Origin of the sequence: Sphingopyxis sp. Geo48 (assembly GCF_949769155.1) — a bacterium.
Lineage (GTDB): Bacteria > Pseudomonadota > Alphaproteobacteria > Sphingomonadales > Sphingomonadaceae > Sphingopyxis.
This window is the reverse complement of record NZ_CATKPA010000001.1, coordinates 658402-679108: the sequence shown is the minus strand read 5'-3', so window position 1 is coordinate 679108 and position 20707 is coordinate 658402. Positions and strand designations below refer to the sequence as shown.

Below are 20707 nucleotides of genomic sequence, written 5' to 3'. Positions count from 1 at the left end.
CTACCGCGAAGCCAAAATCACCCGAACCAACCCGTCCACCACCGCCTCGACATCCTTCAACACATCCACCGCCGCCACCCGAACCACAACAAACCCCCGCCCCCTGAGCCATTCATCCCGCACCGCATCGCGCTCCACCCGAAAATCATGCGCCACCCCATCCACCTCGACGATCATCTTCGCCTCGGCCGCGTAAAAATCCGCCACATAAACCCCGACCGGATGCTGCCGCCGAAACTTCACCCCACCCGGCCGCAAGCGCAGCCGCTGCCACAGCAACACCTCCGGCGGCGACATCTCCCGCCGCAACCCCCGCGCCCGCCGAACCGTCGTCTTAGCAGTCTGCCGCACCCAACCCTCCCACCCAAATCCTCCCTGTGGCGAAGCCATGGGGAGGTGGCAGCCGCAAAGCGGCTGACGGAGGGGCCAAGCGCGCAGCGCTCGCTACGCTCGCCGCCCCTCCACCACCCTACGGGTGGTCCCCCTCCCCATCGCTACGCGACAGGGAGGAAATCAAAACCCCAACCCCCTCCACCCCGGACCAATCCCCAAACAAAATCCTCCCAGTGCCGCAGGCATGGGGAGGGGGACCACTCGCGCAGCGAGTGGTGGAGGGGCTAGTCAGCTGCCGCCGGACTTACTCAGAGACATCAACCGAGGAAGTATCTCTATCGCAGTCTGGTCTAAATTTCCTTGATTGGCTTTTGAAAAGCCGCTGTCTTGCAGTTGGAACACACACAAGCTGACGCGTGCGTTGCCGCCTCACTGGGACGCTCGTCAGGAGGAAAGTCTTGGCTGATAGTCACAAGAATAAGCCTAGCCCAAAACGGCAGGGAACGGGAAGCCCCAGCCCCGGCAAAGATCGGGCAGCGCACGAGGCCGCGAGGGGAAAAAAGAGAATGTCACTCCAAGACCTCACGAACGAAATTCCCTCCGACGAATACCTCAACGAGTTTCGCACTCATGCAAGCGCGGAACTCGACAGGGGAACCGTCATAATGGCAAGCGCGATGGTCGAGCAGTCCTTGGAGCACGCCCTACGGCGAAGCCTAACGCATCTTACGGCGGAAGAAATCTCTGCATGGTTTGACGGGCCAATGGCGCCCTTCGCAACGTTCGATGCTAAGATTAAACTCGGCAGGGCGCTCAAGGGGAATGGCGTTTATGATGGCGGGGTTGAGCGCAAGCTAGATCTGATACGGCGCGTGCGAAACGCCTTTGCCCATCGATCAATGCCGCTCGACCTATCGCATCCTGCGTTATCGGCAACATACAATGAGCTTCTGAGTGACCTTGGTGAATGGCCATTGGAGCGGCGCGAGGTTTTCGCGGGCTACTGCCTAGCCGTCACCCGCACGCTCCGCGACATTAAAGCCACCGCCGACTAGCGAGGCCTCCAAAATCCGCTCCACCGCCCCGTAGTGAAGAGAGGGTCAAAGCGCATTAGCGCAGGCTTTCGCTCGTCCCAAACTTTGAGACCAATCTTAACTGCAAGCTGAAAACTCTACCAGCCTCAATAAAATGCCCCTTTCCTACATTTCACCCATATGGTTCATTCTGTCGGTTTCACCCAACCGAAAGGACGAATCGATGGACGACGCCATCCTCAATCCCGCCGACATCCCCGCCCCCGGCAGCTATCACTGGACGCCCGCACTCCAGCGCGCGTTCCTGGAGAGCCTGGCGACCACCGGGTCGGTGAAGATCGCCAGCATGTCGGTCGGCATGTCGCCGCGCGCGACTTACGACCTTCGGCACAAGCCGCAGGGCGCGGCGTTCCGGCTCGGCTGGGCGGCGGCCATCCTGATCGCGCGCTCCCGGCTCGCCGACGAGCTGCTCGACCGCGCGATCTGGGGGCATGACGAGATCACGACCGTCACGCGCGAGGACGACCGCAGCTTCACCAAACGCCGCCGCATCGAATCGCGCCTCGGCCTCGCGATGCTCGCGCGGCTCGACAAGATGGTCGAAACCCGGGCGCAGGCGGGCGAGGAGATGCTGGCGCAGATCATCGCCGGCGACTGGCCGGGCTTCCTGTCGCTCTTCGATATCGACAGCGACAACAAGGATGCCGAGGGCCACAACGCCGCGCTCGCGCTCTGGCTCGCCGGCCGCGACAACCGCGCCAACCCGCTCGCCGCCCTCTGCCCCGACGATGCAATCGCGAGTGAAGTTGCGCAGAATTACGGCGATTTCGGCGAGGATGGGCAAACCCCCGAAACGCCCGAAGAGGCCGCCGCGGCGATGACCGTCTGGTTCGACGACCGCGCCGGCGAGTGGCGCACCGACTTCCCGCCGCCCGAGGGCTTCTACGGCTATGAGGATGGGCAGTTCGGCGACCCCGCCTACGCCCGCGAACTCGACGACGACGAACTCGAACTCTATGAGGTGCGGCGCATGGCCGAGGTCACCCCGCTGCGCCAGGCCGGCGAAGCCGCGCGCCGCACCTTCTTCGCGCTTCCCGCCCCCGCCAACGACCCGGCGCCCGAAGGCGGAAAGGTCCGCAAAAGCGCGAGCGGTTGAGTGTCCCCGCTACTTCGTCATCCCCGCGAAGGCGGGAACCCGGCGAAGCGGGTGGAACGGCGCGGCAGCGCTGTATCGGGATGTCGCCACCGGGCCCCCGCTTGCGCGGGGATGACCGGGGTTCGGAATGGCGCGAAATCCCCCAACCTTGACTTTTCAGGAAAAACCGCCCATATCGGCAAGGCTAACGTCGCATGCGACGGAATTTGACGGCCCCTTGGGGCAGACTCTTCCCTTCACACGCTACCAGCTCCGCCGGTGCTTTTGCCGGTGGATTCCCGTTTCTCGTGAAAGGAAACACCCAATGGCCATCGGCACCGTAAAATTCTTCAACTCCGACAAGGGCTACGGCTTCATCGAAAATGAAGACGGCTCGGGCGACAGCTTCGTCCACATCACCGCGGTCCAGGCCGCGGGCATGGACACGCTCCAGAAGGAGCAGCGCGTCTCCTACGACCTCGAAACCGGCCGCAACGGCAAGGTCTCGGCGATCAACCTCCAGTCGGCCTGATTTTGGCCAAAGAGGAACTGATGACTTTCGAGGGGCAGATCGACGAGATCCTGCCCGACGGACGCTTCGGCGTCGTGCTCGAAAATGGTCATCGGGTGATCGTCTATACGGCGGGCCGGATGCGGCGTTTCCGCATCCGGTCGGTCGTCGGCGACGCCGTGCGCGTCGAGATGACGCCCTATGACCTCAGCAAGGGCCGCCTCGTCTACCGCGAACGCGGCGGCGGGCCGGTTCCCCCCAGCCAGCGCAAGCGGCGCGGGCTCTGAACCGGAGCGCCAGCGCAAGCGGCGCGGGCTCTGACCCAGAGCGCCAGCGCAAGCGGCGCGGGCTCGGACCGGGGGTCGGCGCATACGGCGCGGGCTTCCCACAATAAAATACGTAAAATCAAAGATAAAGATGATGACTATGTTTAATGCAAATTCGATTTTTCCCGCTCTGCCCGCGCTGTCGCTGGCCGGCAAGGCACAGACGGCCAGCCCGTCGCGCCGCCGCCGCCCGACGCTGTCGCGCCGCGAGCTCAGGCGTCTGATCGCCGATATGGTCGATTGATCGACCTTCAACCTTGAGGAAGCAGCCATGTCGGCCACCATCGATTTCTACCTGACGCAGGCGGGCAAATGTTCGGAAGAGGCCAAGGCCTCGCCGCTGACCCAGGTCCGCGACCGCAACCTGCGCGCCGCCGCGGCGTGGCAGGCGATGGCCGACAAGCTGCTCCATTCCGAGAAACTGCGCGCCGAAAGGGAAGCGGCCGTCGCGGCCGCGAAGATCTGACCCGGCGCCTCAGCCGATCGACAGGAAGGCGGTGACCGTCAGCCGCCCGCGCCGCGGGTCCGCCGACAGCGCCGCACCGGGCGAAATCGCCCCGCTGTGCAGGTTCCAGCTCGGATAGAGCAGCGCCCGATTATAGGTACCGGGCTCGGTCCGGATGCATTCGAACAGCGGCGTGTCGCCGGCGACATAGCCCGGCGGCGGTGGTCCGCCATAGCGCAGCTCGGTGTCGAGGTGACGAAAGAACAGCTCGCGCCGCGCCTCGGTCACCGTCTCGAACCCGGTGGCACGATGGCGGAAAAAGGCGGTGCCGTCGCCGCCCGCCGGGTCGAGATAATGGACCAGCGCGATGCGGTCGGCCCCGAAGGCGTCGACGTGCGGCAGCCGCTGCGGCACCGTCAGCGCCCCGGGCGGCGTCGAGACGATCGAAAAGCTCGCGTCGATCACCTCGACCGCGCCGCGCCGCCCAAACGCATCGGCGACCGCGGCGACGATGACCGGAAGCGCGGCGGCGAGATAGGTGTCGGGCAAGGCGGCGCGGACGCCGGGATAATGATTGTGTGCGGGCTCGAACGCCGCCCCGGCGGCAAAGCCGCGCAAGGCGCCGGGATCGGGCGCGAAAACGTCGAGGATCGCGATCGGCTGCGCCTCCGCGCCGATACTCCCGATCCGGACCGTCGTCGCTGTCATGGGCGGACCATAGAGACGGGACGGGACAAGAGCCAGTCGGTGCGGCTTGGCGAATCGAGAGACAGGTGTATCATGGCGAAATGACGATCTCACCCGGACACGACCCGCGCGCCAACCAGAAGCAGCGCACCCGCAGCGCGATTGTCGAGGCGGCGATCAAGCTGCTCGGCACCGGCGTTCGCCCGACCGTCCCCGAGGCGGCGGCGGCGGCGAAAGTGTCGCGCGCGACCGCCTACCGCTATTTCCCGACACAGGACGCGCTGCTCGTCGAGGCGGCGGCGCACGGCCCCGCCGACGCGGTCGAGGCGCTGCTCGATCGCGCGCCCGGCGACGACGCCCGCGCGCACCTGCTGAAGCTACAGACCGGCTTCCTCGACATGGCGATCGCCGAGGAAGCCGCGATGCGCGCCGCGCTGCGTGCCTATCTCGACGCCTGGTTCACCGCGCGCGAAAAGGGCGAGACGGCGCGCGACATCCGCGAGGGCCGGCGGATGCGTTGGATCGCGACCGCACTTGCCCCCGAACTCGCGGCGCTGCCGACCGCGCAGGCGCAGCGGCTGCACGCCGCGCTCGCGCTGACGATGGGGATCGAGCCGCTCGTCGTGATGAAGGATGTCTGCCGTGCCGACGATGACGAGGCGCGCGCGACGCTGGCTTGGGCGGCGGAAGCGCTGCTCGCCGCGGCGCTCAATGCGAGAGAGTGAGATATTTATCTTTACATGAGACTATAGTCTCAATATATACGCGCCATCGCCCCAGGAGAATTGTGCCATGAGTCCCACCTCCGCCCTCACCCAAGAGCGTATCGACCAGCTCATCGACGATCATTTCCGCTATGAGGCGACCGACGATGTCGACGCCGTCGTCGCCAGCCTGACCCCCGACGCCGCGCACCACGTCGTTCCCTCGCCCGTCGGCCCGATCCGCGGCCGCGACGCTGCGCGCGCCTTCTACCGCCGTCTGTTCGACGCACTCGCTGGTGAGCAGGTCACGCCGGTGCGCCGCCTCTACGGCCCCGATTTCGTCGTTGACGAGGTGCTGTGGCAGGGGCGCGTGATCGACGGTTCGATCTTCCTCTGCGACGGTCGCACCGGCAGCGTGACCTTCCGCATGCTCCACGTCTTCGAATTCGAGGGCGACCTGATCCGCAGCGAACAGGTCTGGTGCGACCTCGCCGCGATCCAGGCGCAGCTCGGCGTCGGGACGCGCGACAAGGTCGCGGCATGACCGGCGCGACGCCCGACCACCTCGCCGCCTATCTGGCGCGCATCGGCTTCGTGGGCGACGTGCGCCCCGATCTCGAAACGCTGACCGCGCTCCACCGCGCGCATGTCGAGAGCATCGCGTGGGAGTGCATCGACTGCTTCCTCGGCCGCCCGACGACCCGCGATCCGCGCGCCGCGTTCGACAAGATCGTCACCGGCGGCCGCGGCGGGTGGTGTTACGAGATGAACGGGCTGTTCGGCTGGATGCTCGAGGCGATCGGCTTTTCGGTGACGCGCCTCGCGGCGGGGGTGATGCGCGAACAGCTCGGCGACAATGCCATCGGCAACCACCTCCTGCTCATCGTCCATCTCGATCGCGATTATCTCGCCGACGTCGGGCTCGGTTCGGGGCTGGTCGAACCGATCCCCTTTGCCGAGGGCGATTATGTCCAGCGCCATGCGACCTTCGGGCTGCGACCTTTGGCGTACGGCTGGTGGCGCTTTCACAACCAGCCCGATGTGCTGCCGCCCAGCTTCGACTTCTCCCCCGATGTCCGCGACGAGGCGCTGCTGGAGGGGGCGTGCGATTGGCTCCAGTCGGACCCCGGCTCGCCCTTCCGCCAGAATGTGGTGATTCAGCGCTACGGCCCCCACGGTCTCGACTCGCTTGTCGGCCCCGCGTTGATGCGCACAAATGCCGACGGCACCGAACGGCGCGAGCTGGCCGAGCAGGCCGACTATGCCGCTGCACTCCGCGACGGCTTCGGGCTCGATCCGGCCGACGCCGCCGCGATCTGGGCGCGGCTCGGATAGATCAGGGCGCTGGCGTTTCCGCCGCCGGCCGGGCCAACGACTGGCGCAGCGCGTCGAGCGTCGCCGCATTGCCCCTGGCAAAGAGAGACAGCAGCGCCCGCCCACCCTCATTGTCCGGATACCCGGTCGACGTCAGCCGTACACGCGTTCCATCGCCAACCGGCTCGAGTTCCAGGAAGGAAGTCACCTGCTTGTAATCCTCCCAGTGCGGGAATTCGTCGGGCGCCTTGATCGTGCGGAACACCAGCAAACGTCCCGGGATCGCCGCGACGAACCGCTGCCAGATCGCCCCCGGCCCGCCGGGAAGCTCGTCGGGGTTATAGCTCGTCTCCAATATGTCGCTCTCGCCCTCCGCCCAGCGCGCGAGCGGCGCCGCCCAGCGCTTCCAACCCTCGGGGGTCGAAACGGCGGTCCAGGCCGCGTCGGGCGGCGCGGCGACGACCAGCGAATGCGTCAACGTCGCCGTGCCATCGGCCTCGGCCTTCGTAGCCGTCTCGACCGGTTCGGGAGCGGCGGCCACCGTGACCGGCGGCTCCTGCCCCGCAACGGGAGCGGCGGCGAGCAGCAGCGCGGCCAGAGCCAGCGGGCGCATCATGCGACGTCCGCCAGCGGGGTCGGCGCCGAGAAGCGCTGGCGATAATCCTGCGGCGACAGGCCGGTGATACGGTGAAACAGCTTGCGAAAGGCGGCGGCATCCTCATAGCCGACGCTCCACGCGATCTGGTCGACCGTGCGCCGCGTGAACTCCAGCAGCTCGCGCGCCTTGCCGACACGGATATGCTGGACATATTCGACCGGGGTCATGCCGGTGGCCGCCTTGAAGCGGCGCTGGAAAGTCCGCTCCTCCATCCCCGCTTCGCCGGCCATCTCGGCGACCGCGACCGGCCCCGCGCCTTTCGCCTGAAGCCAGTGCTGCACTTTCAAAATCGCCTCGTCGCCATGGGTCAGCTTCGGCGCGAAGCTGGCATAATTCTTCTGCTCGCGCCCCGACGGGTCGATCAGCAGGAAGTGGGCGGTCTCCATCATCACCGACGGCCCCAGCAGCCGCTCGACGATGCGCAGGCCGAGGTCGGTCCACGCCATCAGCCCGCCCGCGGTGATGATGTCACCGTCGTCGACCACCATCCGGTCCGCCTCCATCCGCACATCGGGGAAGCGCTCGCGAAACGCCTCGGCAAAGAACCAGTGCGTCGTCGCCGGCCGACCGGCGAGCAGCCCCGTCGCCGCCAACGCAAAGGCCCCGCCGCAATTCGACGCGAGGACCGTGCCCTGCGCATGCCGATCGAGCAGCCAGCGCGCATAAGGCGCGACCTCCTCGGCCTCGAGCAGCTTGTGCAGGCTCCCCGGCGTGATCAGCACCGCGGGCGAATTGCCGCCCGGCTCGTCGGGGTGGCTGTCGAAGCAGCGCGCAAAGCCGCCGCCGTCCTGCAACCGCCAGTGGCTGACCCGGACAGGCGCGCGGCCATGATCGACCGCGAAACGCCCGGCGATATGGAACAGGTCGGTGATCCCGAGGACCATGCCGGTCTGGCATTCGGGATAAAGGACGATCCCGACCTCGACGAGCGCCGGCGGCGCGTCGGGTACCTTCAATCTGGGCATGGCGGCTCCCCCAATCGATCGTTTGTCGGAATCGGCCCGCATATTGTCGCGTCCGCCAATCCTGCGCAAGCGAAGCGGCGTCTATCTCTCCTTTCACCGGCGGACGACCCGCCCCTCACGAAGCGAAAGGAACCACGACATGACCACGATCACCACCACCGACGGCACGCACATCTTCTACAAGGACTGGGGTCCGAAGGATGGACAGCCGATCATCTTCTCGCACGGCTGGCCGCTCAGCGCCGACGCCTGGGACGCCCAGTTGGTCTTCTTCGCCAATCAGGGCTTCCGCACGATCGCCCACGACCGCCGCAGCCACGGCCGCTCGGACCAGGTCTGGGACAACAACAATATGGACCAGTATGCCGACGATCTCGCCGAACTGATCGAACAGCTCGATCTGAAAGACGTCATCCTCGTCGGCCACTCGACCGGCGGCGGCGAAGTCACCCGCTATATCGGCCGCCATGGCACGACCCGTGTCGCCAAGATCGCGCTGATCGGCGCCGTCCCCCCGCTGATGCTCAAGACCGAAGCGAATCCGATCGGACTGCCGCTCGACGTCTTCGACGGCATCCGCAAGGGCACTTTCGACAATCGTCCGCAGTTTTTCAAGGACCTGACCCTCCCCTTCTACGGCTACAACCGCGAAGGCGCCGTGATCAGCGAAGCGGTCCGCGACGACTTCGTTCGCCAGGGCATGAACGGCGGCCTCAAGGGCCTGCTCGACAGCATCCGCGCCTTTTCGGAAAGCGACTTCAACGAGGATCTCAAGCGTTTCGACAAGCCGACCCTCGTCCTCCACGGTGACGACGACCAGATCGTTCCCGTCGACGCCTCGGCCCGTTCGACCATCAAGATCGTCAAGCATGCAGTGCTGAAGATATACGAAGGCGCCGACCACGGCCTGACTGTCACCCATCAGGACCGGTTCAACGCCGACCTTCTCGACTTCATCAACGGCTGATACACCGGAGGCGCGGGTTCCCCCAACCGCGCCTCCTCTCTTTCCAAAGGAGACGTGCCATGATCCTCGGTTTGACCATCCCGCAGTTCACCACGCTGCACGTGCTGATCAGTTTCGTCGGCATCATCGCCGGGCTGATCGCCCTCCCCGCCTTCGCCCGCGGCCGCATCCTGCCGCGCACGAACGTCATCTTTCTCTGGTTCACGCTGCTCACCAGCCTGACGGGTTTCCTCTTTCCCATCGTCGCCTTCACCCCGGCGCTAGGGGTTGGCATCTTCTCGACGCTGATCCTCGCGGTCGCTCTGTGGGCCTGGTACGGCCGCAAGCTCGCCGGGCGCGCCGCGGCGATCTACGCCATCACCGCCACGATCGGCCTGTGGCTCAACCTCTTCGTGCTCGTCGTCCAGTCGTTCCTGAAGGTGCCCGCGCTCAACGCGCTCGCTCCCAACGGCAATGAACCGCCGTTCGCGGCGGCACAGGGCGCGCTGCTGATCCTGATGATTGGCCTCGGTTATTTCGCCTTCAGGGCGAGCCGCAAACGCGCGACAGCCTGAATGGAGGGCCGTGTGTCCCCGCGCAGGCGGGGACCCATCTCCCGCCGGTTCGGACTGGCGCCGACTGGAGGTGGGCTCCCGCCTTCGCGGGAGCACGGACTATTTCATTTGGCGGGCGACTTGCCCTAGAAGCCCCGCCATGACCGCAACCACCCACCCCGACAAAGTTCGCGTCGCCGCCGTCCAATACGGCCTCCGCGGAATTTCCGGCCCCGAAGATTTCGAGCGCCAGGCCGAATATTTCGTCCTCTCCGCCGCCGACTATGGCTGCGACTTCATCACCTTCCCCGAACTCTTCGCGATGCAATTGCTTTCGTCGGGCGAGCGCCTTCCAGCCTCCGAAGCGATCGCCGCGATCGACGCCCTCACCCCGCGCTTCACCGCCTTCATGTCCGGGCTCGCGCAGCAATATCGCATCAACATCATAGGTGGTTCGCACCCCGTTCGCATCGACACCGGCGCGACGCGCAATCGCTGCCATATCTTCCTGCGCGACGGCAGCATCCACTACCGGGACAAGCTCCACCCCACGCCGTCCGAGCGCGAGGCATGGGGCATCGAAGGCGGCACCGCGCGCGACGCCGACGTGATCGAAACCGACTGCGGCCCCGTCGGCGTCATGATCTGCTACGACAGCGAGTTTCCCGAACTACCCCGCCGCCTGATCGACCAGGGCGCCGAAATCCTCTTCGTCCCCTATTGCACCGACGACCGCCGCGGGCACCTTCGCGTCCGCTACTGCTGCGCCGCGCGTGCGGTCGAAAACCAATGCTATGTCGTGACCGCAGGCGTCACCGGCAATCTGCCCAACGTCTTCAACATGGACATCCACCACGCCGAAAGCGCGATCCTGACCCCTTCGGACATGCCCTTCGCCCGCGACGGCATCGCCGCCGAGGTCACGCCGAACAGCGAAGGCATGGCGATCGCCGACCTCTCGCTCGCCGACCTGCGCCAAGCCCGCACCAACGGCGCCGTCCGCAACCTCGCCGACCGCCGCCTCGATCTCTATCGCGTCGACTGGAGCTAGCGATAACGCCAGCGCATCCGCTCTTGCGCGACCTTCCCTTTACGTTAAGGTAAGTTTCAAACCGCAACCGGAGAGTGTGATTCATGAGCCTTCCCCCGATCTTCGACCGCCTGCGCCTGCCTGTCATCGGCTCGCCGCTGTTCATCGTGTCGGGACCCGAACTCGTCATCGCCCAGTGCAAGGCCGGCGTCGTCGGAAGTTTCCCTGCATTGAACGCGCGCCCTCAGTCGCTGCTCGACGAATGGCTCCACCAGATCACCGAGGAACTTGGCGCATGGGACCGCGACAACCCCGATCGCCTCTCGGCGCCCTATGCGGTCAACCAGATCGTCCACAAATCGAACGACCGGCTCGAACAGGATATCGCGACCTGCGCCAAGTGGAAGGTGCCGATCACGATCACCTCGCTTGGCGCGCGCGAGGAACTCAATCAGGCAGTCCACAGCTGGGGCGGCATCACGCTGCATGACGTCATCGACGACCGCTTCGCGCGCAAGGCCGTCGAAAAGGGCGCCGACGGCCTGATCCCCGTCGCCGCGGGCGCGGGCGGCCACGCCGGCCGCCAGTCGCCCTTCGCGCTGGTGCAGGAAATCCGCGAATGGTTCGACGGCCCCGTCGCGCTCTCGGGCGCGATCGGCCACGGCCGCTCGATCCTCGCCGCGCAGGCGTGCGGTGCCGACCTAGCCTATATCGGCAGCGCCTTCATCGCCACCGCCGAAGCCAACGCCGATCCGGGCTACAAAAACGGCATCGTCGAGGGCCGCGCGGCCGACATCGTCTATTCGAACCTCTTTACCGGCGTCCACGGCAATTATCTTCGCCAGTCGATCGTCGCTGCAGGCATGGACCCCGACAACCTGCCCGAGGGCGACCTCAAGACGATGAACTTCGGTTCGGGTGGCAACACCAAGGCGAAGGCATGGAAGGACATCTGGGGTTCGGGACAGGGTATCGGTTCGGTCTCCGCGGTCCGCCCGGTCGCTGAATTCGTCGCCGAACTCGAGGCGCAATACCTCGCCGCCCGCCGCGAACTCGAAGCGAAGGTGCGCCTTTGAGCCCCGCCGCCGATCTGTCGGCGATGACGGCCTAGGGGTGGTGAGCGGACGTTCGCTGATCCTCATTCGTCATCCCGGACTTGATCCGGGATCCACGGCGGCGGCGAAGTCATGGACCCCGGATCAAGTCCGGGGTGACGATGAAGGAATTATCCTCCCTGTGGCGCAGCCATGGGGAGGGGGACCGTCGCCGCAGGCGATGGTGGAGGGGCGGCCGCGGCCGCGCCACTTGCCCCTCCGTCAGCGCTTCGCGCTGCCACCTCCCCATGCCTGCGGCACAGGGAGGATCAATGTCCGCAATCGGTCGAAACCCGCCATTCCACCCTATGCGCCAAACAGCTTGTCGATCGCCTCATCCAGATAGGGCCGATCGGCGAACAGCCGCATCGGATCGCGGCGGTTGAGCCAGAAGCCGCCGCCGTGCCGGTCGGTCAGCGCGCGCCGTATCGTGTCCTGCAACAGGCCGAGACGCATGATCGCCGTGCGCCGCGCCAGGGCGAGATCGGCCCCAGCCTGCCCCGTGAAATGCACCCTTATCTGTTCGACGCGCGCCGCCAGCACGTCGCTATAGCCATGATGCGGCCCGCGGTGCAGCGCATGACCCGACCATAAGGCTGTGCGCTCGCAAGCGGGCAGCATCAGCCCGTTTCGTTCGAACCGGTTGAGAGCGAAGCCCTGCGAATGGAGCGCGTCGAACATCGCCGCCATCTGCTCCCGGCCCTGCAGCGCGAGGGGGATCAGGTGATGGCGCTGAAAGCCGGGAAGCGGCGGCGGAGCGCCCTGCCAGCGCCGCGATGCCGTCAAAAGCTGCTGCCGAATTCCACCATAACCGTCGCGCCGCCGTCTTTGCGGCCGCGCCCCGGCGACAACGACACCCATTCGCCGGGATTGAGCCCACGCATCCGCCGCGCATCGGCGACCGGGCCATGAAGCATAATGTCGAGCGCCAGCCGCGAAAGCCGCTTGACCATTTCGGCGACCGTCCACCCGGCCGGCATCCGGCCTTCCAGTTCCTGGCCCCCGAACAGGGCCAGCCCGCGCGTCCGCACGGCCGCCCCCACGCCGCTATCGGCGAGGCGAAAGGCGATCAGGTGCAGCACCGGCGGCATACCGCTCGCCAGCATTTCGGTCACCGCTGCACGAAATTGCTCTGCCTCCGACCACAGGCGCGCCGGCGACCAGAAATAATGGCTCGCGTCGAGAAGGTCGATCAACAGCACCTGCATCTTGAAGATTTCGCGCAGCCGTGTCGACTGGGTGCGATCGTCGGCAGCGCGCGGCTCTTCGAAAAACACCCACGCCTGCCCGGCATCATTCCAATCCGACGGCAAGGACGCAGCGAGTCGGCTCGTCGCGGGATGATCGGGATCGGCGCATTCGATAGCGGCTGCAGACGCTTGCCCGGCGAGCAGCGCGACCTCGCCAAAGCGCAGCCGTAACAGCGGCCCGTCAATCAGCGCGCCGGCGTTATCCGCCCGCTCGACCCGCTCGGGCCGGAGCCCCATCCGCCGGAAAGCGGCTTCGACTTCGTCCGGGGCGGCGCCGGCAAGCGCCTTTCCGACAACCAGCGCAAAGGGTTCCGGACAGGCCGGACGGGTCGATTGATCGCTGAGCCCCGACTGCATGATGCTGGTCACCCCCTACGGGTTCACCCTTGCATCGCAAGGCTTGCCAAAATGTTCAAATGCTTATTCGAACATTGCAGCAAGTTAACCGCGCCGATCCGGTCAGATCGCGACCTGGCTTCCCAGTTCGACCACCCGGTTGGTCGGCAGGCGGAAATATTCCATCGCGCTTTCCGAATTGCGCAGCATCCATGCGAAGAGTTTTTCGCGCCAGATCGGCATTCCCGGCTTGCTCGCCGCGATCAGCGTCTGGCGCGACAGGAAAAAGCTCGTCTCCAGCATCTTGAACTCGCCGCCGCAGCCCGTCGTGCGCTTGAGCGCCTCGGGCACGTCGACCGGCTGCATGAAGCCGTAATTCAGCACCAGCCTATGGAACCCCTGCCCCAGCGCCTCGAGCTGGCACAGCTTCGATTCGGGGACGAAAGGCACATCGGCGATCTTGATCGTCAGCAGGATGATCCGCTCGTGCAACACCTTGTTGTGCTTGAGGTTGTGGAGCAGCGCATGAGGCACCCCGTCCGAGGAGGAGGTCATGAACACCGCCGTCCCGGGGACGCGCGTCGCGCTGTTCGCGGCGGATTTGACGAAGACCGGAATCGGCATCGCCCCCTCGGCCATTTCCTGCTGCATCAGCTTGCGTCCGCGCGACCAGGTCGTCAGCAAGGTGAAGATCGTCAGCCCGATCGCCAGCGGCACCCAGCCGCCATCGGGCACCTTGATCAGGTTCGCGCCGAAATAGGCGATATCGACGATGAAGAAGACCGCCAGCACCGGCAGCGCCTTCCACGCCGGCCAGCGCCACAGCACGAACAGCACGACGCTCATCAGGCAGGTGTCGATGAACATCGCGCCGGTCACCGCGATGCCATAGGCGGCGGCGAGGTTGCTCGACGATCCAAAGAACAGCACGAGCAGGATGACCATCACCATCAGCCCCCAGTTGACGATCGGGATATAGATCTGCCCCTGCGCCGACGCGCTGGTGTGGTCGACGCGGAGGCGCGGCATGAAGCCCAGCTGGATCGCCTGCTGGGTCAGCGAGAAGGCGCCCGAAATCACCGCCTGGCTCGCGATGATCGTCGCGAGCAGCGCCAGGACGACCACCGGCACGCGCCACGCCTCGGGCATCATCAGGAAGAAGGGGTCCTGGATCAGCTGCGCGGTCGGCGCGACCTCGGCCGCGAGCACCATCGCGCCCTGCCCCATATAGTTGAGCATCAGCGCCGGCAGCACGAAGCACAGCCAGCTCAGCCCGATCGGCGCGCGTCCGAAATGCCCCATGTCGGCGTACAGCGCTTCCGCCCCCGTCACCGCGAGCACCACCGCGCCCAGCGCGATGAATGCCGTGAAGCCGTCGTAATAGAAGAAGCGCAGCGCATTGATCGGATTGAGCGTGTGCATGATGATCGACGGGTGGTCGAGGATATGCATGATCCCCAGCACCGCCAGCATCGTGAAATAGAGCAGCATGATCGGCCCGAACAGCGCCCCGACCTTCGCCGTCCCGCGCGACTGGATCGCGAACAGCCCGATCAGGATCGCCAGCGCGATCGGCACGATATAGGGCTCGAACCCGCGGCTTACATATTGCAGACCCTCGGTCGCCGACAGCACCGACATCGCCGGGGTGATCATGCTGTCGCCATAGAAGAGCGCGGTCGCGAACACGCCCAGCAGCACGATCGGCCAGGTCCAGCGCTTGCCTTCCGATTGGCGGCTGATCAGCGCGAGCAGCGCCAGGCTGCCCCCTTCGCCCTTGTTGTCGGCGCGCATGATCGTCAGCACATATTTGAACGTCACGACCAGCATCATCGACCAGAAGACGAGGCTCAGCACGCCATAGATATGGAGCTGGTCGGCCTCGATAGAATGGTGGCCGGCAAAGGTCTCGCGAAACGCGTACAGCGGGCTCGTCCCGATGTCGCCGAACACCACGCCGACCGCGCCGACGGCAAGCTTCAGCTTGCTATCGCTATGATGTCCGTGGCCGTAATGGACCGTTTCGGCGGCAGCAGTCGAGGCGGATACCGCCCCGGTTGTTGCCTGTTGCGACTCAGCAGTCATTGCGCGCCTTTAGACGAGCTTGCCCGATGATAATAGGTTCCAAATCGGAACGCACTTCAGCGGGCGGCCGATGCCGCAGCGGGCGTTTCGGGCGGCAGCGCCGGCCCCATCGCCTCGCGCAGCTGCGCCAGTCGCATCTCGAGATCCGGCCGCCACGGCGCCCCTTCGGGCGAGCGCGCGAGGAGGCCGCTCCACACCGCCTCGGCGCCTTTCAGGTCGCCGCTCTGCGCCATCGCGAGCCCTGCGAAGAAGGGCGGCGCCGGATGGCTCGGATCACGCTTCGCCGCCTCGTCGAACGCCAGCGCCGCCGCGGGCGACATCACCCCGCCGCCATGCGCGACGAGCGCATTGCCGAGCCCGACCCACAGGTCGACATTGTCGGGATATTTCTGCAGCCCCTTTTCGAGCGCCTGCGCCGCGAGCGCGGTCTTGCCGGTCCGCATGAAGCCGTCGGACATGCCGATCCACTGCGCCGCGGGGCCGAAGCGGTCGGCCATCCCCTGCTGACGGTCGGTGATCGCCTCGCCGAAACCATCGGGCTCGGCCGCCTTCGCGACCGGATGGCCGGGCAGCGACGGGCTCCCCTGCAAGGCATAGCCCGCGAGCCCCAGCATCACCGCCGCCCCCGCGAGCGGCCGCGACGCGGCGGGCAGCTTGCCGAGCCAGAAGATGCCGCCGACGGTCGCCAGCGCGGCGAGCAGGATCCAGAGCCAGATCATATCTCGCTCTCCCCGTCGCCATCGCTCCGCCGGAACCGCCCGAAGGCGAGCCAGCCGCCGAGCGCAAGAAACAATAGAGGCCCGAACCAGAGCAGCGCGGTCGCCGCATCGAGCGGCGGGTCATAGGTCACCCAATTGCCATAGCGCGCGACAAGCCACTTGCGGATCGCATCGGGGCTCTCGCCCGCCGCGATCTTCGTGCGCACCTCGTGCCGCATGTCGCCCGCGAGCGGCGCATCGCTGTCGGCAATCGACTGCCCTTGACAGACAAGGCAGCGCAGCGTCTCCATCAACGCCTTCGCCTTCGCCTCCTGCGCCGGATCGCGGAGCTGCTGATAGGCATAGGGTGCCGGTGGCAGCCGGTCCTGGGCGGTAGCAGACGCCCCGGCAAAACACGCAAGCACCGCGAGGAAAAAAGCCATCGCGCCCCTGCGAAGGCAGGGGCCCATCACCGGGAGGCGCGTCATCAGGCCACGGGCTGCGCCAAACCGCGAGAGCACAAGATGGGCCCCTGCCTGCGCAGGGGCGCGGAGGTCTTGCGCCGCCCCCCTCACTTCATCGCCTCCAGCTTGGCGATGATCTCGGGCACCTGCTCCTGCAGGATCACGCCCTGGATCTGCTCGCGGATGATCCCCTTGCCGTCGATCAGGAAGGTTTCGGGCACGCCCGACGAGCCGAGCGCGATCTGGACGCTGCTCTGCTGGTCCGACCCGATCCGGTCGAACGGATTGCCGTTTTCGCGCAGGAAGGCCGCGACATCGTCGGGCCGGTCGCGGATCGCGATGCCGTCGATCGGCACGCCCGCCGCCTTCAGCGCCTCAAGCTGCGGTGCCTCGGCACGGCACGGGATGCACCAGCTCGCGAACACATTGACCAGCCGCGGCTTGCCGTCGGCAAGCTGGCTGCTCTTCAGCCCCTCGACCCCCGCCGTCGCGGGCGGCAGGTCGAACAGCGGCATCGGTTTGTTGATCCACTGCGACTGGATCAGCGTCTCGGCGGGCACCGTCAGGCGATAGACGAAGGCGCCGAACAGCAGCCCCATGATCGCCAGCGGCACGAACAGGACCCAGCGGCTCCTCATGCGAAGCGCTCCTGTGCTTTGCGCGCCCGCCGCGCACGCCAGATTTCGAGCAATTGCGCGCGGCCGAGCAGCGACAGCGTGGCGCCAACCGCGATCAGCGCGCCACCGAGCCATATCCACCAAACCAGCGGCTTCCACCACAGACGCAGCTGATAGCGGTCGGCCGTCCCGTCCGCGCTCGTCACCGCCTGGCCGAGCACGACATAGAGCTGCCCGCCCGGCCGCGTCAGCAGCGCGGCCTCGTTGGTTTCGGTCGGCGGAGTGCCCATCAGCCCCGGGAACATGCGCGCCTCGGGATGCAGGGTGAACGACGCACCCGACGGGGTTGTTGCGATCAGCGTCCCGCGGATCGCGGTATAATTCGGCCCGGCGATCGGCGATACGCCCGCGAACTTCACGCTGAAATCGTCGACCTTCACCGTCTCGCCCGGTGCCGCGGCGACCAGCCGTTCCTTGATGAAGGCGCTCTCGGCCGCCATGCCCGCCAGCGCGACCGCCACCCCGAAATGCGCAATCACCATGCCCCATGTCGGCAGCGGGGTGCGACGCAGGTTGCGCTTCCACAGCGGCGCGAGGCTCGCCACTGCGACAACACCCGCGACCGTCATGCCGAGCAGCGGCAGCACGCCGACGTCGCCCCCAAATAACACCAGTCCGAACAGCACGACCGCGCCCGCGAAGATGGCGACCGGAAGCCGCGTCCACAATTTCCTGCCATCGTCCTTGCGCCAGCTCAGCAGCGGCCCCGCGACCATGACGAGGCAGAGGATCAGCGCCAGCGGCCCCGCGACCTTGTTATAATAAGGGGGTCCGACCGAAATCTTTTCTCCCATCGCCTCGGCGACGATCGGATAGAGCGTGCCGAGCAGGACGAGCGCAAGGATCGTCGTCAGCAACAGATTGTTGATCACCAGCGAGCCTTCGCGGCTCATCAGCGCGAACTTCTTGCCCTCGGCGACTGCCCCCGCGCGCAGCGCGAACAGCGTCAGAGCGCCGCCGATATAGATCGCCATCAACGCCAGCAGGAAGGTGCCGCGCTCGGGATCGACGGCGAAGCTGTGGACGCTCGTCAGCAGGCCCGACCGCACGATGAACGTCCCGACCATCGACATCGAGAAGGCGATCACCGCCAGCATCACCGTCCACGCGCGCAGCGCATTGCGCGTTGCAGTCACCGCGACCGAGTGGAGCAGCGCGGTCCCCGCGAGCCACGGGATCAGCGAGACATTCTCGACCGGATCCCAGAACCACCAACCGCCCCAGCCGAGCTCGTAATAGGCCCAATAGCTGCCCGCGGTGATGCCGAGCGTCAGGAAGATCCAGCTGCCCAGAACCCACGGCCGCATCGCGCGCGCGAACGCCGGTCCGATTTCGCGCGTGATGAGCGCGCCGACCGCAAAGCTGAAAGCCACCGAAATCCCGACATAACCGACGTAGAGCGTCGGCGGATGGAAGGCGAGACCGGGGTCCTGCAACAGCGGATTGAGCCCCTGCCCGTCGGGCGGCGCCACCGGCAAGCGCTTGAACGGGTTCGACGAGAACAGAAGGAAAGCGAAGAAACCGAGGCTCAGCGCCGCCTGCGCCGCGAGCGTCGCGATCAGCGTGTCGTTGCGCAGCCTTTTCTCGAAAATCGCAACGAGCGCGCCCGAGACGCCGAGGATCGTCAGCCACAGCAGCATCGACCCTTCGTGATTGCCCCACGCCCCCGCGACCTTGAACAGCATCGGCTTCAGGCTGTGGCTGTTGCGCGCGACGAGTTCGACCGACATGTCCGATCGCACAAAAAGGGCGATCAGCAAGGCAAAGGCGGCCGCGGTGAGCAGCCCCTGCGCGACGCTCGCCGGCCGCACGAGTGCGGCGAGGTCGTCCTTGCCCGTCCGGACGAAGGCAATCCCCGCGACCAGCGACAGGCACGCAAGCGCCGCCGCAATCCAGAGCAGGGCGAGGCCGAGTTCGGCGATCATCTATTTGTCACCGAATGACAGGCCGGCGCCCCCGCGAAGGCGGGGGCCGCTGGCAGCCTTGCGCAATGCTGATAGCGGCCCCCGCCTTCGCGGGGGCGCCGGAAAAAGCTAATCATACCTTCGGCGCCACCTTCATATTTTTCGGCATTTCGCCCATCTGCGGCGGCATGTAGCGCTCGTCATGTTTCGCGAGGATACGGTCGGCCACAAAGACCCCGTCGGCGCGCATCCGGCCGTCGGCGACCATCCCCGAATTTTCGGCGAACAGATCGGGGACGATCCCCTTGAACTGCACCGGAATCGACGCCTTGCCGTCGGTTGCGACGAAATCGATCGTCAGGCCATCGGCCTGCCGCTTGATGCTCCCCGCAGCGACCATTCCGCCGAGCCGCATCGGCTCGTCGACGGTCGTCTTGCCCGCGACGACTTCGGCGGGAGTCCGGAAATAGGCGGCTTCGTCGCGTAGCGCGCTCGCCGCGAGCACGCCCGCACCCGCGACACCGCACAGCGCGACCACGGCCAGAATCAATCGCTGATGCTTCGCCTTCATTTGCGGTCCTTGCGAAGCGCGTCGCTGCGCTTCTCGGCTTTCGCCATCGCGCGCCAGCTCGTCCACAGCACGCCGCCCGTCAGCAACGCGGTCAGGATATAGGCGGCCGCCACATAGGCCCACTGCCCGCCCCCGCTGATCACCCCCGTCATGCCTCAATGTCCCTCGTCGTCGGCGAGCCGCCGCAGCCGCGCCGCAACGCGGTTGTCGGCGATGATCCGCCGCATCCGCATCAGCACGATGGCGCCGAATAGCAGCGAAAAGCCGACCAGGGTCAAGCCCAAAGGCCAGAGCAGCGTCCGGTCGATGCTCGATCCACCCAGCGTGATGCTCGGCCCCTGATGCAGGCTGTTCCACCACACGACGCTGCGGTTGATGATCGGAATGTTGACCGCGCCGACCAGCGCATAGACCGCCGCGCCGCGCGACAGCGAGCCGCCTTGCCGTTGGCCCCCCGCTCCGTTGGCGTCGCCGTTCGTCAGCGCGATGAAGCCCGCATAGAGAAAGAGGAGGACGAGCATCGAGGTCATCCGGCCGTCCCATTCCCACCAGGTGCCCCACGTCGGCTTGCCCCAGATCGATCCGGTGGCCAGGCACAGCGCGGTGAACAGCATCCCCGGCACCGCGATCGCGCGCGCCGCGATTCCCGACAACGGATGGCGCCAGACGAGCTGCACCAGCCCCGCCACCGCAAGGCTCGTCCAGCCGCCCATGCCGAGCCACGCGGAGGGCACGTGAACATAGAGAATGCGCGCGGTCTCGCCCTGTTTCGCCTCGCCCGGCACCATCGTCAGGCCCGCGAACGCGCCGCCCAGCACGAACAGCAGCCCGACGCCGAGCAGCCACGGGGTCAGCGGCTTGGCGATCGCGAGGAAGCGGGTGGGGTTGGCGTAAGCGTGCATCGGTCTCGCGTCGTCTTTAGGTGAGGCCGATTTGTCGGTCCAGTGAATTGCCCCGGCGCGACCCGGCGGGGCTTCTGTTGCCCG

27 protein-coding genes are annotated in these 20707 nt (G+C 66.5%); 13 read left to right on the top strand and 14 right to left on the bottom strand.

The window, feature by feature from the left end:
• Positions 1-390 (bottom strand): endonuclease domain-containing protein, encoded by a 390-nt coding sequence (locus tag QOL79_RS03530; RefSeq protein ID WP_283418635.1) that lies wholly within the window; start codon positions 388-390, stop codon positions 1-3.
• 509 nt (positions 391-899) lie between these two features.
• On the opposite strand from QOL79_RS03530, the gene QOL79_RS03525 reads away from it, so the two are divergent.
• The 6 genes from QOL79_RS03525 (at position 900) to QOL79_RS03500 (ending at position 3805) form a co-directional block, all read left to right on the top strand.
• Positions 900-1388 (top strand): hypothetical protein, encoded by a 489-nt coding sequence (locus tag QOL79_RS03525; protein WP_204993088.1) that lies wholly within the window; start codon positions 900-902, stop codon positions 1386-1388.
• A gap of 202 nt (positions 1389-1590) precedes the next feature.
• Positions 1591-2523: a hypothetical protein gene (locus tag QOL79_RS03520; RefSeq protein WP_283418634.1), complete on the top strand. Its 933-nt coding sequence runs from the start codon at positions 1591-1593 to the stop codon at positions 2521-2523.
• 304 nt (positions 2524-2827) lie between these two features.
• Positions 2828-3034, top strand: a complete 207-nt coding sequence (locus tag QOL79_RS03515) for a cold-shock protein (RefSeq protein ID WP_058457546.1) — start codon at positions 2828-2830, stop codon at positions 3032-3034.
• 2 nt (positions 3035-3036) lie between these two features.
• Entirely contained in the window at positions 3037-3300 is a 264-nt protein-coding gene (gene infA, locus QOL79_RS03510; protein WP_058457547.1) for a translation initiation factor IF-1, read from the top strand.
• Between the two features lie 139 nt (positions 3301-3439).
• Positions 3440-3583: a hypothetical protein gene (locus QOL79_RS03505; RefSeq protein WP_156416554.1), complete on the top strand. Its 144-nt coding sequence runs from the start codon at positions 3440-3442 to the stop codon at positions 3581-3583.
• Between the two features lie 27 nt (positions 3584-3610).
• Complete coding sequence (locus QOL79_RS03500) at positions 3611-3805, top strand: hypothetical protein (protein ID WP_058457548.1); 195 nt, start codon at positions 3611-3613, stop codon at positions 3803-3805.
• 9 nt (positions 3806-3814) lie between these two features.
• Here QOL79_RS03500 and QOL79_RS03495 read toward each other — a convergent pair whose 3' ends face one another.
• On the bottom strand, positions 3815-4492 hold the full coding sequence (locus tag QOL79_RS03495) for a DUF6445 family protein (protein ID WP_283418633.1): 678 nt from the start codon (positions 4490-4492) through the stop codon (positions 3815-3817).
• Positions 4493-4572: 80 nt separating this feature from the next.
• Between QOL79_RS03495 and QOL79_RS03490 the strand changes: the two genes are divergently transcribed.
• From QOL79_RS03490 to QOL79_RS03480, 3 genes are all read left to right on the top strand, one after another.
• Positions 4573-5196, top strand: a complete 624-nt coding sequence (locus tag QOL79_RS03490) for a TetR/AcrR family transcriptional regulator (protein ID WP_283418632.1) — start codon at positions 4573-4575, stop codon at positions 5194-5196.
• A gap of 67 nt (positions 5197-5263) precedes the next feature.
• Positions 5264-5719 carry a nuclear transport factor 2 family protein gene (locus QOL79_RS03485; RefSeq protein WP_283418631.1) on the top strand — a complete coding sequence of 152 codons (456 nt, stop codon included), beginning with the start codon at positions 5264-5266 and terminating at the stop codon, positions 5717-5719.
• A complete protein-coding gene (locus QOL79_RS03480; protein ID WP_283418630.1) occupies positions 5716-6510 on the top strand; it encodes an arylamine N-acetyltransferase family protein in 795 nt (264 codons plus the stop codon). The genes QOL79_RS03485 and QOL79_RS03480 overlap by 4 nt, the downstream gene beginning before the upstream one ends.
• A gap of 1 nt (position 6511) precedes the next feature.
• Here the strand turns inward: QOL79_RS03480 and QOL79_RS03475 are convergent, their stop codons facing one another.
• Together QOL79_RS03475 and QOL79_RS03470 are read right to left on the bottom strand one after the other, a co-directional pair.
• Positions 6512-7105, bottom strand: coding sequence for an SRPBCC family protein (locus QOL79_RS03475; RefSeq protein WP_283418629.1), 594 nt, complete (start codon positions 7103-7105; stop codon positions 6512-6514).
• Entirely contained in the window at positions 7102-8112 is a 1011-nt protein-coding gene (locus QOL79_RS03470; protein WP_283418628.1) for a GlxA family transcriptional regulator, read from the bottom strand. The genes QOL79_RS03475 and QOL79_RS03470 overlap by 4 nt, the downstream gene beginning before the upstream one ends.
• A 139-nt stretch (positions 8113-8251) precedes the next feature.
• On the opposite strand from QOL79_RS03470, the gene QOL79_RS03465 reads away from it, so the two are divergent.
• The 4 genes from QOL79_RS03465 to QOL79_RS03450 all read left to right on the top strand — a co-directional run bounded on the left by QOL79_RS03465 (position 8252) and on the right by QOL79_RS03450 (position 11718).
• Positions 8252-9079: an alpha/beta fold hydrolase gene (locus QOL79_RS03465; protein WP_283418627.1), complete on the top strand. Its 828-nt coding sequence runs from the start codon at positions 8252-8254 to the stop codon at positions 9077-9079.
• A 59-nt stretch (positions 9080-9138) separates the two neighbouring features.
• Positions 9139-9633, top strand: coding sequence for a hypothetical protein (locus QOL79_RS03460; RefSeq protein ID WP_283418626.1), 495 nt, complete (start codon positions 9139-9141; stop codon positions 9631-9633).
• Between the two features lie 139 nt (positions 9634-9772).
• The gene (locus QOL79_RS03455; protein WP_283418625.1) at positions 9773-10663 is read left to right on the top strand and encodes a carbon-nitrogen hydrolase family protein; all 891 of its coding nucleotides are present in this window, start codon (positions 9773-9775) and stop codon (positions 10661-10663) included.
• An 83-nt stretch (positions 10664-10746) separates the two neighbouring features.
• Positions 10747-11718, top strand: a complete 972-nt coding sequence (locus tag QOL79_RS03450) for an NAD(P)H-dependent flavin oxidoreductase (protein WP_283418624.1) — start codon at positions 10747-10749, stop codon at positions 11716-11718.
• 324 nt (positions 11719-12042) lie between these two features.
• Here the strand turns inward: QOL79_RS03450 and QOL79_RS03445 are convergent, their stop codons facing one another.
• The 10 genes from QOL79_RS03445 to ccmC form a co-directional block, all read right to left on the bottom strand.
• Positions 12043-12522, bottom strand: coding sequence for an AHH domain-containing protein (locus tag QOL79_RS03445; RefSeq protein WP_282947052.1), 480 nt, complete (start codon positions 12520-12522; stop codon positions 12043-12045).
• Positions 12519-13355, bottom strand: coding sequence for a hypothetical protein (locus tag QOL79_RS03440; RefSeq protein WP_283418623.1), 837 nt, complete (start codon positions 13353-13355; stop codon positions 12519-12521). The genes QOL79_RS03445 and QOL79_RS03440 overlap by 4 nt, the downstream gene beginning before the upstream one ends.
• Positions 13356-13445: 90 nt before the next feature.
• The gene (locus tag QOL79_RS03435; RefSeq protein WP_282947048.1) at positions 13446-15407 is read right to left on the bottom strand and encodes a potassium transporter Kup; all 1962 of its coding nucleotides are present in this window, start codon (positions 15405-15407) and stop codon (positions 13446-13448) included.
• A 56-nt stretch (positions 15408-15463) separates the two neighbouring features.
• Positions 15464-16126, bottom strand: coding sequence for a tetratricopeptide repeat protein (locus tag QOL79_RS03430; RefSeq protein ID WP_058457562.1), 663 nt, complete (start codon positions 16124-16126; stop codon positions 15464-15466).
• Positions 16123-16548, bottom strand: coding sequence for a cytochrome c-type biogenesis protein (locus QOL79_RS03425; protein WP_197410114.1), 426 nt, complete (start codon positions 16546-16548; stop codon positions 16123-16125). The genes QOL79_RS03430 and QOL79_RS03425 overlap by 4 nt, the downstream gene beginning before the upstream one ends.
• Positions 16549-16676: 128 nt before the next feature.
• The gene (locus QOL79_RS03420; RefSeq protein WP_058457563.1) at positions 16677-17207 is read right to left on the bottom strand and encodes a DsbE family thiol:disulfide interchange protein; all 531 of its coding nucleotides are present in this window, start codon (positions 17205-17207) and stop codon (positions 16677-16679) included.
• A complete protein-coding gene (locus QOL79_RS03415) occupies positions 17204-19171 on the bottom strand; it encodes a heme lyase CcmF/NrfE family subunit (RefSeq protein WP_283418622.1) in 1968 nt (655 codons plus the stop codon). The genes QOL79_RS03420 and QOL79_RS03415 overlap by 4 nt, the downstream gene beginning before the upstream one ends.
• 112 nt (positions 19172-19283) lie before the next feature.
• Complete coding sequence (ccmE, locus tag QOL79_RS03410; RefSeq protein WP_283418621.1) at positions 19284-19721, bottom strand: cytochrome c maturation protein CcmE; 438 nt, start codon at positions 19719-19721, stop codon at positions 19284-19286.
• Positions 19718-19873, bottom strand: a complete 156-nt coding sequence (locus tag QOL79_RS03405; protein ID WP_167541752.1) for a hypothetical protein — start codon at positions 19871-19873, stop codon at positions 19718-19720. The genes ccmE and QOL79_RS03405 overlap by 4 nt, the downstream gene beginning before the upstream one ends.
• A 3-nt stretch (positions 19874-19876) precedes the next feature.
• Positions 19877-20623, bottom strand: a complete 747-nt coding sequence (ccmC, locus tag QOL79_RS03400) for a heme ABC transporter permease CcmC (RefSeq protein ID WP_058457566.1) — start codon at positions 20621-20623, stop codon at positions 19877-19879.
• Positions 20624-20707: the final 84 nt, after the last annotated feature.